This is a genomic window from Veillonella sp. 3891, from assembly GCF_003992315.1.
GTDB lineage: Bacteria > Bacillota > Negativicutes > Veillonellales > Veillonellaceae > F0422.
Genome location: NZ_RQVE01000001.1, coordinates 13,606 through 28,126, shown reverse-complemented (window position 1 = coordinate 28,126; position 14,521 = coordinate 13,606). Strand labels below are relative to the sequence as shown.

At 40.0% G+C, this 14,521-nt stretch carries 10 protein-coding genes; all 10 read right to left on the bottom strand.

Translation table 11 applies throughout. The features are described 5' to 3' along the window. Window positions 1-102 precede the first annotated feature (102 nt). A complete protein-coding gene (locus EO118_RS00145; protein ID WP_127067933.1) occupies window positions 103-1,524 on the bottom strand; it encodes an anion permease in 1,422 nt (473 codons plus the stop codon). A gap of 652 nt (window positions 1,525-2,176) precedes the next feature. Continuing rightward, entirely contained in the window at window positions 2,177-3,079 is a 903-nt protein-coding gene (locus EO118_RS00140) for a LysR family transcriptional regulator (protein WP_127067931.1), read from the bottom strand. Window positions 3,080-3,175: 96 nt separating this feature from the next. After that, complete coding sequence (locus EO118_RS00135) at window positions 3,176-3,874, bottom strand: Bax inhibitor-1/YccA family protein (protein ID WP_127067929.1); 699 nt, start codon at window positions 3,872-3,874, stop codon at window positions 3,176-3,178. Between the two features lie 9 nt (window positions 3,875-3,883). Next, entirely contained in the window at window positions 3,884-5,620 is a 1,737-nt protein-coding gene (gene pyk, locus EO118_RS00130) for a pyruvate kinase (RefSeq protein ID WP_127067927.1), read from the bottom strand. A gap of 10 nt (window positions 5,621-5,630) precedes the next feature. Continuing rightward, window positions 5,631-9,038, bottom strand: coding sequence for a DNA polymerase III subunit alpha (locus EO118_RS00125; protein ID WP_127067925.1), 3,408 nt, complete (start codon window positions 9,036-9,038; stop codon window positions 5,631-5,633). Between the two features lie 164 nt (window positions 9,039-9,202). Beyond that, a complete protein-coding gene (ttdB, locus tag EO118_RS00120; RefSeq protein ID WP_009352944.1) occupies window positions 9,203-9,814 on the bottom strand; it encodes a L(+)-tartrate dehydratase subunit beta in 612 nt (203 codons plus the stop codon). Then, window positions 9,814-10,713: a L(+)-tartrate dehydratase subunit alpha gene (gene ttdA / locus EO118_RS00115; protein ID WP_127067923.1), complete on the bottom strand. Its 900-nt coding sequence runs from the start codon at window positions 10,711-10,713 to the stop codon at window positions 9,814-9,816. Before ttdA ends, ttdB begins: the two co-directional genes overlap by 1 nt. 14 nt (window positions 10,714-10,727) lie before the next feature. Next, window positions 10,728-11,996: an SLC13 family permease gene (locus EO118_RS00110; RefSeq protein WP_127067921.1), complete on the bottom strand. Its 1,269-nt coding sequence runs from the start codon at window positions 11,994-11,996 to the stop codon at window positions 10,728-10,730. Between the two features lie 283 nt (window positions 11,997-12,279). Beyond that, a complete protein-coding gene (locus EO118_RS00105; protein ID WP_164723879.1) occupies window positions 12,280-13,326 on the bottom strand; it encodes an AraC family transcriptional regulator in 1,047 nt (348 codons plus the stop codon). 43 nt (window positions 13,327-13,369) lie between these two features. Beyond that, window positions 13,370-14,233: a M48 family metallopeptidase gene (locus EO118_RS00100; protein WP_127067917.1), complete on the bottom strand. Its 864-nt coding sequence runs from the start codon at window positions 14,231-14,233 to the stop codon at window positions 13,370-13,372. Window positions 14,234-14,521: the final 288 nt, after the last annotated feature.

Sequence of the window (14,521 nt, the reverse complement as noted above, 5' to 3'; positions counted from 1 at the left end):
CAAACTAGATTATGAAAAGCCAGAGACCAGTGATAGAGAATCACTGGATTCTGACTTCATTAACTAAAGATACGGTCTATCTAACTGATAGAGCTAGGCTCATTAAATTAAGCCTACAATGGACCACCAAATTGGACCAAATACAAGTGTTACAATCAAGCCTAATACAGCTACTACTGCACCAGTTACCCACCATTGGCGAACTTCGTTGTAACCTTCACCGAAGACGATCGGACCAGGGCCACCACCAAAGTGAGTGACAGCACCACCGAAGGCATTTGTCATGAAGATCACAAGACCTAATGTCCAAGGGTCAATGCCAGCTACTTTACCTACTGTAAAGAATACAGGCACCATCGCTGCAATGTAAGCACTGCCGGATGCAAACAAGTAACGAACTAGCACAGACAACACTGCAATCACCACAAGTGCCAATGTCTCATGATGTCCGAAGTTCATTTGAGCTTCTAACACTTTTGCTAACCAAATGAAGAAATCCGCTTTTGTTAATGCACCGGATAAACCAAGGATACCACCGAACCAAATCAATGTGTTCCAGCCACCTTTGTTTTGAAGAGCGTCTTCCCACTTGATAGCGCCGAATATGTAGCAAGATACCATCGCTACTAGTGCTACTGCCGTTGCATCTAATTTAAATTTAATACCTACCATACCAAGGATAGATGGTAATGCCCATCCAAGTAAGGATAAGAAGAAAATAGTAATTAATACTTTTTCACCTGTCGATACAGGACCTAATTCTGCCAAACCTTCACGAGCAATTTTCTTATTGTCGATTTCTTTCAACTCAGGTTTATTTAATACATAAGATACGAATGGAGTAATCAATAACAAGATCAAACCAGGTACAAATAAAGCTACTGCCCAAGTTACCCAGTCAATAGAAATGCCTAGGATTTTTTTGAAGTAATCCGCTGCCAATGCATTTGGCGCCATGGCTGTTAAGAATAAAAGGGATGTTATTTTTGTTACCATGTATGTATTAGTCATTAGGTAACGACCTACTTTATTCGCTGTTTCACCAGGCTCAGAACCTAAAGATCTTGCCACAGAGTTCATGATTGGGAATACGATACCACCACAACGAGCTGTATTAGATGGTGTAGCTGGGGAAATAATTCCGTCCAATAATGCAGTTACATAACCAAGACGAAGTGTAGTATGACCGAAGGCATCAATCATATGATACGCAATACGACGACCCAAACCTGTTTTTACGAAGGCTACAGAAATGGAGAATGCCGCAAAGATCAACCAAGTTGTAGTAGATGCATATCCAGACAATACTTCTTTTGGATTATTTAAGAATAATGCAGAGGCACCAATGGCAGATAATACTGCTACTGGAGCTGGGAATGGTTTTAATACCAAACCAACGATAGCGGCTAAATAAAAGCCAAACAATTTCCAAGCACCGTCAGCTAAGCCTTCTGGAGCTGGAGTGAACCAGATTATCAATGGGATAGCCCACGTAATCAAGGCATTGATGATTTTTTTGTTCATCTTGTGTCTCCTTACTACATAAGATATAAATACATTGCCTATATCGATTGCACTCATACTTTCTATAAACGTGAAACTTACTATATCAATAATTATATATAAGGGCGGTTCACCACTTACTAGAATACTAGATCGTGCAAATGTCTAGGTCTTTCTACGCTCTCATTATATCCAATCATTTCAGACGGTAAAAATAAAAATCCTTTATAAGGTTTATAAAAATTTTATTATCCCCAAAAATCCTTCATGTATGCATTTAAGGAATATATTATAAACATAGGTATCATGCGGTTCTTATTCTATTCCTACTAAATTATTCCTATTTTCATGATATATATCTACAATAATTGCTACTTTCATATACATTAACAGTACGCTTATAGTATTCTAAAGTAATCAAAATTTACTGTTAGAACAATCTGTTCATTGCAAAATATTCGGACATAGTGAAAGTAAAAGATGGTTACCTACAAAAAACGCTAGCTACAATAAAAACTACATACAACGAGAGCGCAACTATATTAGCTGCGCTCTCTATCCGTAATACTATATGCTTTTTATTAACTATGCATACTCTCCATATAAAAATTCAAGCCCTACCTATATAAATAGGCAGAGCCATTCTTTTGCTTACCATACGCACACATTCCTCTTAGCTAGTATACCCTGGTAAGGTAACGATTTGATGATTTTCGTAATACTCTGTTACATAATCGATGAAAGTTTTCACCGCAATAAGTTTCGTGCTCACCTCATCATGGAACAAATAAGTAGAACGCACCAATGGACGATTATCTTTCATTCGTAAAGGTTCTACATAAATACCATGTTCACGGCAACTACCTAATCCTAAATACGGCAAAATAGCCCAACCTAGTCCTTCTCGCACGAAGTGACGGCACGTCACCATAGAGTCTAGCTCCATAGCTGGTCTCACATCCCCTACGTTATGTTCTTTCTTCCAATTTTCTACCACTGTTGCAATGGATCCATCCGTGCGATAGTTAATCATAGGAATGTCCCGTAATTCCTTGTAATCTACAGGATGCTTATACACTAAACAGTACGGTTCATCAAAGAGACGCACACCATTGGGCACATGATTATATTCGCCACGGGCAAAGGCAATCATTACTTCTCCAGAATTGAACATTTTATTCACGTGAGAACTATAACCTGTCTTCACTTCGATACGAATCTTGGGATACTGTTTCGTAAAATTATTAAGTAAATGGGGCAACTCGTAATCTGCAAAATTGATGGATGCCGCAATTTTTAAGGTACCTTGGATCTTCCCCGTTACCTTTCCAATATTTTGTCGCAATTCCTCCCGGGAACGAATCATACGTCGGCAATAATCGTAATACAGCTCACCTTCGGCAGTTAACGCAATGCCATCATTGGCACGAATTAATAAGGGGCGCCCTAATATATCTTCTACTTGTTTTAATCGATAACTTAATGCAGGCTGTGAAAGAAATAGTTTTTCTGCCGCTTTCGTAATATTTCCTTCTTCCACCACTGTGACGAAGGTTTGCCATTCTTTTGCTTCCATCGTATCCCTCCTTACTAACTATCATCTATATCAATTTATAAATTACATACTAAAGGGGAGCTTCAGCGCTCCCCCATACTAGTATTATATCATACATTAGCGACGACCGAAAATGCGAAGTAAATTGATGAAAATATTGATGAAATCAAGGTATAAACCTAAAGCACCAATCAATTCAACACGTTCAAGGACACTTTCATCTTCATAAGCCACTTCCATGATAGTCCGTTTAATACGATACACATCATACATGGTAAATAAAGAGAAAATCCCTACAGCTATATAGCTGTACACCAATAATCCGAAGTCGCTAGCGCCAAAGAACATCATAATCAAACTAGCAATGAGTAAGGCAATCACTGCCCCCATTAAGAATGTGCCTAATCCGGACAAATCTTTTTTCGCCACTACGCCTAAAAAGGCAAAGCTACCAAACACCGCTACAGCCCCTGTTAAAGCATACACGACAACTTCAAAAGAATAGTGTAAAGCGATAGCGGTCAAGGTCAATCCATTCATAATGGAATAGAGGAAAAACATAGCTTTCAAAAATGTGTTAGACGCCGTATATTGACGGAAAGAAAATAAGAAAACCACCGCCACTTCAGCTAACAAAATAATATTAAAGTTAGAATGAGCAAAGCGCAACCAACTAGAGTTCGTTAACGCCATAAATCCAATGATGGCTGTCGTCAATAAGCCCCAGACCATCCAAAGCATAGAATTGCGCAATTTACGATTCACAATTTCCTCAACTACCACTGTATCTGCTTGTGTAGGAACATGATATTCCATAGTTACCTCCTATCTTGCGTTTGCAATACCTTCATAGACATTACCACGAATGCCATCGACTGTTACAATCTGACCATTTGTCAATTGAGATTGATCATGAGCCCCTAAAATGACAGGAATACCAAATTGAATCCCTGCAATCGCTGCTGTCGATGTATATCCTTCTTCTGCAGTAATAATAGCACCTGCTCGTTTCGCTAGTTCCATATATTCCGGTTCTAAGTCAAGAACTACTAAGATACTACCATCTGCCATAGGCTCTGCAGAATCACCGTGGTGAATTGGTCCTGTGACAGACAATTTACCCACTCCACGGCCTTTAATCAACACATTACCAGTGACATGAACACGAATCATATTCGTTGTGCCAGATAAACCAGATGGCACACCTGCTGTAACCACTACTAAATCACCAGACTGAATCAATCCTTCTCCTAAGGCTGCACTCATAGCGCAGTGTACCATTTCATCAGAATTGGAATGGGAAGGCCCTTGGATAGCTGTCACGCCCCAGTATAACTGCATACGGCGCAAGGCGCTTTCATGTGGGGTAACCGCAATGATTTGGCAATTCGGACGGTGGCGGGAAATGCTCATGGCTGTAATACCAGATTCAGTACAAGTAATAATAGCTCCAGCACCTAAGGAACGACCTACTTCCACGGTAGCAGAACAGATAGCATCTGTCGTTTTGGCTTCTTCTAATGGTACTGTATGATTACTATTCACATACAGATCAGATGTTTCAGTTACCTTCGCAATGCGAGCCATAGTTGTAACCGCTTCCAACGGATAGTCACCACCTGCAGTTTCCCCAGATAACATGACCGCATCCGTACCATCTAATATGGCATTCGCTACATCACTAGCTTCTGCTCTTGTCGGTCTTGGGTTCGTTACCATAGACTCTAACATTTGGGTCGCTGTAATCACCGGCTTAGAAGCAGCATTACATTTTTGAATCATCATTTTTTGTAATACTGGCACTTCTTCGGCTGGAATTTCTACACCCAAATCACCACGAGCCACCATCAATCCATCAGACACTTCTAGAATGTCATCTAAATTATTAAGTCCTTCTTCATTTTCAATTTTAGAAATGATGCGAATATCTGCCCCTTTAGATTCCAAAATGCGACGGATTGCTACTACATCACTAGCTCGTTGCATGAAAGAAGCTGCTACATAGTCCACACCCATTTCGCAACCAAATACCAAATCTTTTTCATCTTGTTCCGACACTGGTGGTAAAGATAGAGACACCCCTGGTACAGCTACGCGTTTCCGATTGCTCATCATACCAGTATTCATAACAGTCGTATGAATCTCCGTGCCCTCGATAGAATCGATGCGCAATGTCACTAATCCATCAGATAAGAGAATTTGTTTGGCCTCTTTCACGTCTTCTGGTAATCCTGAATGATTCACGGAGCAAATTTCCTTTGTTCCTTCCACATCTCTTGTGGTCAATGTGAAAGCTTGTCCTTCTTCTAAACACACTTTACCTTCTTTGAACAAACCAAGGCGAATTTCAGGGCCCTTTGTATCCAACATTAATGCCACTGGAATCCCTGTTCTAGTAGAGGCTAAGCGAACGAGTTCCATACGCTTTGCTTGCTCTTCATGAGAACCGTGAGAGAAGTTAAAACGTGCCACGTTCATCCCTGCTCGCAACAATGATTCTACCATTTCTAAACTATCTGTACTAGGTCCCATGGTACAAACAATCTTTGTCTTTTTATTCATATCTATCTCCTTATAGTAACTCGACTGCATTCGCCCCTAATAAAGCTTGCACACGCCCAATAGACTCTTTCGATGGGGTGAAATAAAAGCTGCGGTTCGTCGCTAAACTGCGTTTTTGACGTTGTAAGAATAAGGTTACTGGTGTATCTCCCTGCAATTCTTGCAACAACTTTTGTAATTGCTGGCTCACTTGCGGTGTGTCATGAGCCGCATCAATATGAATGCGAATTTGTCGCACTTTATCGTATTCTACTTTTAATAGTTGTACGGAGCTAGCAATGCATTGTACCCCTTTCTCATCCGCATCAATACGCCCTTCAATAGCTACTACGCCGTCTCGTTGCAATAACATATGGCTTTTTTGATACCCTTGAGGGAATACTACCACTTGCACAGACCCTGTAAAATCTTCCAAGGTTAAGGTACACATTTTTTCTTGCTTTGCCTTCGTTAATCGATCCACTTTCTCCGTAATCAATCCACCAATGGTAACAGTTTTGCCGTCGAAATCCTCTGGATTTTCGGCTAATCGTCCTAATTGAAATAATCCTTCTAGTTCATCACGATACGCATCTAGGGGATGCCCCGTAATATAAAACCCAGTATATTCCTTTTCATCTTTTAGTTTCAGCTCTTTTGGCAAATCCGGCAAATCTGGAACATGGATAGTTTCCATTTCCTCTACCTCTGCAAAGAGACTAACCGCTCCTAGGGCACTATTTTTCTGTCCTTTAGAACCAATGCCTTGAGCTTGTTCATAAATCTGTAACAGCTGATTTCTATTTTCTTTGAAAGAGTCCATAGCACCGCAGCGGATTAAACTTTCCAACAAACGCTTATTGACCACACGATATGGTATACGTTCACAGAAGTCGACAATGGACGTAAATTGCCCATGTGCCTTACGCTCTGCTAGCAATTCTTCAATCGCATTATCTCCTACATGTTTAATACCACCTAAGCCAAAACGAATTTGTCCATTTTGTACGGTAAACATACGCTCTGAATGATTGATATCTGGTCCCAATACTGCTACTTGTTTAGCCTTACACACATTGATGTAATTCGTCATTTTATCCATATTGCCCATGAAGCTTGTCATCGTAGCCGCCATAAACTCTGGGAAATAATGAGCTTTCAGATACGCCGTTTGATATGCAATATAGGCATAGGCTGCAGAGTGAGATTTATTGAATCCATAGCCCGCAAAGTATAGCAAGAGGTCAAATACTTCATTAGCCAACTTTTCATCAATACCATTGTTCACCGAACCAGATACAAAGGAATCTCGTTGTGCTTTCAGTACAGATTCCTTTTTCTTGCCCATAGCACGGCGCATTAAATCCGCTTGCCCCAAAGAGAATCCACCCATGGCGGAGGCAATCTGCATAACTTGTTCCTGATATAGAATAACTCCGAAGGTATCCTCTAAAATAGGCTCTAAGATTGGATGTAAATAGGTCACTTCTTTTTCTTTGTGACGGCGCTTGATGAAGTCTTCCACCATGCCCGATCCCAACGGTCCAGGGCGATAGAGGGCTACCAAAGGAATTAAGTCTTCAAAATGTTCTGGCTTTAAGTCCATCACCAGCTTTGTAATCCCTTCTGACTCTAATTGGAACACCCCTGCCGTTTCACCACGACTTAGAAGTTCGCAAGATGCCTGATCATCTAAGGGTATCGTATCTAAGTCTAAGTCGATACCGTGGTTTTCTTTAATCAAGCGCAATGCCTCACCCATCACCGTCAGCGTACGAAGCCCTAAAAAGTCCATCTTCAATAGGCCTAGTTCCTCAATATTATCTTTGTCATATTGCGTAACAAATCCATCTTCATTGGAGTTTTGCACCGGTACATACTCATCTAGGGGCGCCGCTGAAATCACGACCCCCGCCGCATGGGTAGAGGAGTTTCTCGCAATGCCTTCCAATCGTAAACAAAGGTCAAATAACTCTTTTACAGATTCATCGGTGTCATATAAATCCTTAAGATCCTTCACCTCTAAGGCTTTTTTTAGAGTAATGCCCAGCTCATTGGGAATCATCTTCGCTAATCGGTTCACATCTGGCAACGGCATATCTAGCACACGACCTACGTCACGGATAACGGCACGAGCCGCTTCCGTACCGAAGGTAATAATTTGAGCTACTCGTTCTTGTCCATATTTTTCTGTTACATAGTCGATGACCTTATTGCGAGTTTCATAGCAGAAATCGATATCGATATCGGGCATGCTCACCCGCTCTGGATTCAAGAACCGTTCAAAGAGCAAATCATATTTAATGGGATCTAGACCTGTAATCCCTAATAAGTAGGCTACCACTGACCCTGCCGCACTACCACGGCCCGGTCCTACTAATACACCATGTTCACGAGCATATTTGACATAGTCCCACACGATGAGGAAGTAATCTTCAAAACCCATTCGACTAATAACACCTAATTCATAGTCTAAGCGTTCTTGTAACACCGGCGTTACTTCTGGATAGAATTGAGGAATATAGGACTCACACACTTTACGCAAATAACTATGTGCCGTTTCCCCTTCTGGTACATCAAACTTTGGCAAATGATGAGCATCAAAATTGAACTCCACATGGCAACGATCTGCGATTTTCAATGTATTATCCAAAGCTTCTGGAATATGCCCAAAAAGCTCTTCCATTTCATCGCCGCTTTTCATGTAAAACTCATTACTGAAAAACTTCATACGGTCTACATCATTCCGCCTTGCACCTGTAGCAATACATACCTTAATATCATGAGCCTCAGCATCATCAGCATATACATAGTGAAAGTCATTAGAACATACTAAACCTACCCCATATTGATCTGCCATCTCTACTAGCACATCTTGGACACGCAATTCCTTTGGGTCTCCATGGTTCTGAATTTCTAGGAAAAAGTTATCCTTTCCATAGGTCTCTAGGTACCATTCCAAGGCACGATAAGCCCCGTCCATATTATCTTGCAATATAAGCTGTGGAATTTCCCCAGCAATGCAAGCGCTCAAAGCGATAATCCCTTTATTGTAGGTAGACAGTAGTTCTCGATCTGCACGAGGCTTGCGGTAGAACCCTTCTGTGGAAGACTTGGAGACGATTTTTACAATATTCTCGTATCCTTCCATAGTTTCCGCTAAGAGAATCAAATGCTTTAATCGTTCATAAGTTTTACCTTCAGGACGGTCAAAACGACTGCCTTCCGTCACATACACTTCGCATCCTAAAATCGGTTTGATGCCTTGTGCCATAGCCTCTTTATAAAAATAAATGGCACCATACATATTCCCGTGGTCCGTCAACGCTAGGGCCGGCATATTGAGTTCTTTCGCACGGCTCACCATTTGTGGCAATCGACTAATGCCATCAATGAGGCTATATTCACTATGACTATGCAGATGTACAAATGGTCTCATGGGCCCTCCTCAAGAACGTAATACAGTATGTTTTATTCTCTTTATTATATCATAGGTTAGGTGTTTCAGTGTACCGTGAAAGCATTTGTCACTCCTAGATTAATTGATGCTCACAAAATAAAAATGCCTATGTAATCTGCATAACAAATTACATAGGCATTGCATTATTTAATAAACTTTACTTCTTGGTAGATAGATTCTAATACTTCTTCTTTTTTCGCATTATACTCTACTTTTTTCTGTTCAAACCAGTTATTGCCTTCTGTATCAATGGATACAATTAAAGGACCAAACTCTTTCACACGACATGTCCAAAGTGTTTCTGGCATACCTAGCTCTCGCCAGTTAGCACTTTCAATTTCTTCCACTTCTGTAGCCGCTAGTACAGCATTGCCCGCAGGAAATACTAGATGCAAGGCTCCAAACTCTTTACAAGCACGTTCTGTATTCGGTCCCATACCACCTTTACCAACAATAAGGCGTACACCTGTCTCTTTTACAAAGTCATACTCAAATTTTTCCATACGCATACTTGTAGTAGGTCCTACAGAGACCATTTCAAATGTGTCATCTCCTAGGTCTCGGACGATAGGTCCTGCATGCAAGATGGCACCATCCCGTACATCCACAGGCAATTCACGGCCTAATTCAATCAACCGACGATGCGCTACGTCACGACAGGTCGTAATATGACCTGTTAAATAAATGATGTCCCCTGCTTTAATACCTTCTAAATCTTTCCGCTGAATCGGCGTTGTTAATACTTTCTTTTCCATTAATATGTCACCCCACTATGCGATAGAATTGTACATTGTCCATCTTTATCAAATACCATATGGCCTCTGCGGTGATTCCAACATCCCACATTAACTGCAACAGAAATAACCGATGGATGACGAGCCCCATGCTCAATATTGACGCCTAGCAAGCACTTATCTCCACCCATACCTTGTGGGCCAATATGCAAGGAGTTAATCCCATCTTCTAGCAATTGTTCCATTTTTGCTGCTCGTTCATTAGGTGCCACGGAACTCACGGGTCTCATTAACGCTTTTTTTGAAAGTAACGCCGCTGTATCAATAGACGTAGCCACACCGACACCAATTAACAATGGTGGGCACGCATTTAATCCGTAGGATGTCATCAAATCTAAGACAAACTTTGCTACTCCCTCATAGCCTTCTCCAGGCATCAATGTTTTACCGCTACCTGGCAAGGAACAACCACCACCTGCCATGTAAGGGAAAATTTCAACATCATCTCGATCCGGCACAATATCCCATAAAATATAAGGTGCTAAAGTACCAATGTTTTTTCCAGTATTATATTCATCAAACGTTTCTACACAATTATGTCGAAGCGGAGTGTCCTGTGTTGCTTGATACGTTGCATTTCTCAAGATACTTTCCAATTCACCAAGTAATGGATAATTAGCACCTACTTTTACCCAATATTGCAATACTCCTGTATCTTGGCAGGATGGGCGACTTAACTCTTTTGCTAACTTCATGTTTTCTTTCATAGTTGCATAAATTGTTTTCGCTAGCGGATTTCGTTCATCATTCGCTAATTCTGTAATTTTTTCTTGCACATCGTCAGGTAATACTTTAGCAACATGGCCTACAAAATCACTAACGATCTTTGTCATTCGTAACACTTGTTCTTCTTTATTCATAGAAACCTCCTAAATTATGGGTAAAAGGGAAAGAATATTGGCAAAATAATTAATGACACGATTGTCACTATCACAATAAGAGGAACCCCTACTTTCACGTAGTCCATAAAACTATATCCTCCAATGTTGTACACCATAGTATTAGCAGGCATACCAATTGGTGTTGCATACGCACAAGACGCACCGATAACAGTAGCCATCAACACCGCTTTAGGATCTGCTCCCATAGACTGTGCTAATTGCAAACCGATAGGCACCAACAGTGCTGTGGCTGCCGTATTAGACATAAAGTTTGTTAATACAGTGGATAAGATAAAAATCACTGCCATCACAATATATGGACTTGGATTGCTACCTAATAATCCCATAATCGTATTTGCTACTACAGAACCCGCACCTGTTTTCACAAGAGCTGTAGCAATAGATAAGGAACCAACGAACAAGAATATTGTTTTCATATCAATGGATTTTACCGCCTCTGTTTCAGTCACCACATTCGTAGCCACTAAAATAAGTGCCCCAATCCATGCAGATACATACAGTTTAACACCAATTTGAGTTTCAAAAATCATTGCTAAGATAGTACCTACCAATACCAATGTCGCCATCCATTGTTTCCATTTTGGTACATGGCTATAATCTTCCACTGTATCATAGGTAGAGTCTACAGCACGACTTGGTGTGTCTGGCAGTAATTTATATCCCAATAACAAGAAGTAAATAATACCTACTAACAAAATTGGTCCACCAATTAAAGCATAATCAAAGAATCCAAAGGATAAGCCAATTTTTTCTAATCCTGCTTGTGCGATCATATTTCCTGGGGCCCCAATTAAACTAAGATTACCACCCATAGCCGATGCCAATACTAAGGGGATTAAAAATTTTGATTGGTTAAATCCTGATTTTTGTGCAATTCCAATTGCAACAGGAATCAATACCGCTGCCGTTCCCGTATTAGACAAGAAGCCAGATAATAATCCTGTAATTAGCATGACTGCAACAATGAGCATTTTTTCAGTGCTAGCCATTTTTGTAACTACACTACCTACCACTTGTGCCACACCAGTTTCAAAGAATGCTGCACCCACGATAAACATAGCCATAAATAAAAGAACATTACCATCTACAAAGCCTGCAAAGGCCTCTTTAGGAGATAAAACTCCAGATAAGACTAGACCAACTGATACTAACATCGCCGTAATCGATAAAGGTATCTTCTCCCATACAAACATAACTATGGCAAACACTAAATAACATAACGTAATACTAACTGCATCCATTCCATTCCTCCTGAATCTCTAGTACCGTATTAATATATGCCCTCATTATAGCTATTTATACATCCTCCCTTCTATCCAATATTCATCATGATACTTTTCTATAAAATAGGCATATTTATCTATATTTTTGCAATTTTAAGTCCAATATATATAAAAAAATGCTATGTTATTACATGTAATAACATAGCATTTACCAGTATTAATTAAATTCAGCCTTATTTTATTATATAAAAATATATCCATATACTTAATATTATATATATGCAAGTAAAGTATACCTAGCTTATTCTAGGGTCTGCAATAGCTGCTGTAATTCTTCTTTAACCCGCTGAACCTTACTAACAAGGCTTTGTTTTGTATATTCATTTTCCTCATACTTCACATTTTCTCTAGTCAGGTAACTTCCATACATTGTTAATATCCCCTTAATTTCTGTATCATCAGAGCTAATATATTCTTTCCAATCTTCTAACACTGTATGACGCTCAATTCTCTTTGCCCGTTCACGATAGGCAGAAGGAGTTAGTTTAAAATGTTTTTTAAACGTACTATTAAAAGCTTTTACGTCAGGGAACCCACAATAACTTGCAATATGAATAACCATATCATCCGTATTTACTAATCGTATCGCTGCCTCACGCAATCGCATACGTGACACATATTCTAAAAAAGTAATCCCCAGCTGCCGTTTAAATAGTTGAGAGGTGTAGCTTTCAGTATATCCACCTACATCAGCAATCGTTGCTAACTCAAGACGGTCGCGAAAATATTCATCGATAAAATGAACCATCCGTTCAAAATTTTCTTCTTGATGCAATATCTTAGTGGATAATTGATTCTCGTATCGACTAGCCAGTATAATCTCATACACATCTGACAACACTGTATATATAACACCATCTACCTTCATGGTTTCTAGCGCACTAATGCTTATTTCTGCAGTATGATGATTCATAATATACGCTAACGATTGGCGAAGCTCTTTATACCTTTCAGCAATATTTATATCTTGTGTGGAGACTGACACAAATCGATACTTCATAAAATCCTGATCATACTGCAAAAACCATTGTGGTTCTACATGAAAGACGAGAGCAATCGTATCCTCTTCTAATGCCAATGTAGCATGCCCACATTGTGATGAATACAAAATCATATCATCTCGTTGTAATGTATAGGTCTGCCCCTCTACACACACTTCTAAAGTTCCTTTTAATACCCATAATAACTCAATATGATTATGCCAATTATAATGATAGGTGGAAATACGATATATGTGACTTTTAACTTGTAATAACCCTCTATCAATAGCGTATCTAAAATATTTCATAGGAACCTCTTCATCTCTATAATTGTACATTACCTAACCTTGCTTATGTATAATATACCTTCATCTCCGCTTTCACTTGCTCCCAATTTGGCAACACATCGCTCATAACCTTATAAAAGCGTGACGAATGGTTCGGCTCTATAAAGTGCGCAAATTCATGGACCATCACATAGTGAGCAAACTCGGTAGGCCCTAATAGCAATCGAGTATTCATAGTGATAATTTCTTTTACAGGCATACAGGATCCCCAACGGCTCGTCATATATCGCAATCGCAAGGTCGGTGTCGGCACTGTATACCCCGCTTGTTGAAACTCACTATACACTTGTTGTGCTAGTGTTTCCATGAAGTCCTGACCTATGGTTTTCCAAAAGCTAAGCCACATTCGTTCTACTTTGCTAGCATCCAAGGTCTCATGATTACTTGGGTAGCGTACCAACAATATGTCGTCTACCACCGTTACTGCATAGGTAGAGGCGTTCCCTCTCGACAGTTTTCTTTGTGATCGGCTTCCTTGTGCACCCTTCCTTTTTGATGAACTACCTTTCAATGGAGAATCTGACGGAGTATCGCTTAATTGACTATCCTGCGAAGATATTTCCAAGTAGGCAGATACTGCGTGAGGCTTTTCTAGTACTACTCGATACATCTTACCCATCACCATGATTTCTGTATCTACATCTTGTACCATAGGGTGACCGCCTCTATTTTTCCGATTTTGCAGCGCCTTTTCTATGAAAGTTCGATGACGACAGATGAAGGCTTCAATCATTCCTAGGGGGACACGAGGGGAGGCAGACACTCGTACTACGCCACTGGTGGTGACACGAAGATTCATGTTCTTCACGCGTTTTCTATGCAGTCCATAAGTAATGCTGCCATCTGGCAGTGTGCGAAGTTCTTTCATCCTGTCTCCTGTATCTCCTATATCATTGCTAATGTATTACTTATATATCTATTATAGGCTTTCACCCCTATAAAATACAACAAAATATCATTGCATAACTAAAAAGCACAGAATTTGCCTTCTGTGATTTTTATATATTTTATGAAAGAAAAATCTGCTATAATAAACATGTCACTATCACCCAATCCGTGACGGGAAGGAGGTGTTATCATTGCTTAATTTTTTAATCTTGTTGTTTGTTACTATCATGGCGAATGTAATTAGCTACTACATTTGCAAATGGCTAGA

Excerpts from the sequence above, each read along its gene's own strand:
- EO118_RS00145 (WP_127067933.1), bottom strand. The coding sequence starts at position 1,524 with ATGAACAAAAAAATCATCAATGCCTTGATTACGTGGGCTATCCCATTG.
- EO118_RS00140 (WP_127067931.1), bottom strand. The coding sequence starts at position 3,079 with ATGGAAGCAAAAGAATGGCAAACCTTCGTCACAGTGGTGGAAGAAGGA.
- EO118_RS00135 (WP_127067929.1), bottom strand. The coding sequence starts at position 3,874 with ATGGAATATCATGTTCCTACACAAGCAGATACAGTGGTAGTTGAGGAA.
- pyk (WP_127067927.1), bottom strand. The coding sequence starts at position 5,620 with ATGAATAAAAAGACAAAGATTGTTTGTACCATGGGACCTAGTACAGAT.
- EO118_RS00125 (WP_127067925.1), bottom strand. The coding sequence starts at position 9,038 with ATGAGACCATTTGTACATCTGCATAGTCATAGTGAATATAGCCTCATT.
- ttdB (WP_009352944.1), bottom strand. The coding sequence starts at position 9,814 with ATGGAAAAGAAAGTATTAACAACGCCGATTCAGCGGAAAGATTTAGAA.
- ttdA (WP_127067923.1), bottom strand. The coding sequence starts at position 10,713 with ATGAATAAAGAAGAACAAGTGTTACGAATGACAAAGATCGTTAGTGAT.
- EO118_RS00110 (WP_127067921.1), bottom strand. The coding sequence starts at position 11,996 with ATGGATGCAGTTAGTATTACGTTATGTTATTTAGTGTTTGCCATAGTT.
- EO118_RS00105 (WP_164723879.1), bottom strand. The coding sequence starts at position 13,326 with ATGAAATATTTTAGATACGCTATTGATAGAGGGTTATTACAAGTTAAA.
- EO118_RS00100 (WP_127067917.1), bottom strand. The coding sequence starts at position 14,233 with ATGAAAGAACTTCGCACACTGCCAGATGGCAGCATTACTTATGGACTG.